The organism is Hyphomicrobium sp. 2TAF46 (assembly GCF_052114865.1).
Classification (GTDB): domain Bacteria; phylum Pseudomonadota; class Alphaproteobacteria; order Rhizobiales; family Hyphomicrobiaceae; genus Hyphomicrobium_B.
This window is the reverse complement of record NZ_JBFRFO010000032.1, coordinates 1-612: the sequence shown is the minus strand read 5'-3', so window position 1 is coordinate 612 and position 612 is coordinate 1. Positions and strand designations below refer to the sequence as shown.

Here is a 612-nt window from a genome sequence, read left to right as displayed (position 1 = left end):
TATCTGCGCGGCCGCAACGTCATCGCGGCGCTGTTCCCGGACAAGGATGCAAACGGCAACCTCATCGTGCGCACCGGCGACATCACCATGTTCGGCGGCTCCGGTGTGCGCACCAACTTCGGCGGCGACATCCAGATGCTGACGCCTGGCGGTCAGATCGTCGTCGGCGTCGAAGGCCAGGTGCCGCCGGCGAGCGCCGGCGTGATCACGCAGGGCTCCGGCAACATTCAGATGTACTCGAAGGGCTCGGTCCTGCTCGGCCTGTCGCGCATCATGACGACGTCCGGCGGCGACATCCTCGCCTGGTCGGCGGAGGGCGACATCAACGCCGGCCGCGGCGCCAAGACGACGATCGTGTATACGCCGCCGAAGCGCGTGACCGACAACTACGGCAATGTCACGCTGTCGCCGCAGGCGCCGTCTTCGGGTGCGGGCATTGCGGCGCGCAGCGCCGTGCCTGGGGCTGCGAGCGGCAACGTCGATCTGATTGCGCCGCTGGGGACGGTCGATGTCGGCGAAGCCGGCGTCAGCGGCTTCAACGTCAACATCGCGGCGCTGCATATCGTCAATGCGGCGAACATCTCCGCACAAGGCAGCACGACCGGTGTGCCG

The 612-nt window shown here is 67.6% G+C and carries 1 protein-coding gene; it reads left to right on the top strand.

Annotated features, from left to right (window positions below):
- A partial coding sequence (locus tag AB4Z24_RS22525) for a filamentous hemagglutinin family protein (RefSeq protein WP_441711894.1) occupies window positions 1-612 on the top strand: 612 nt, incomplete at both ends.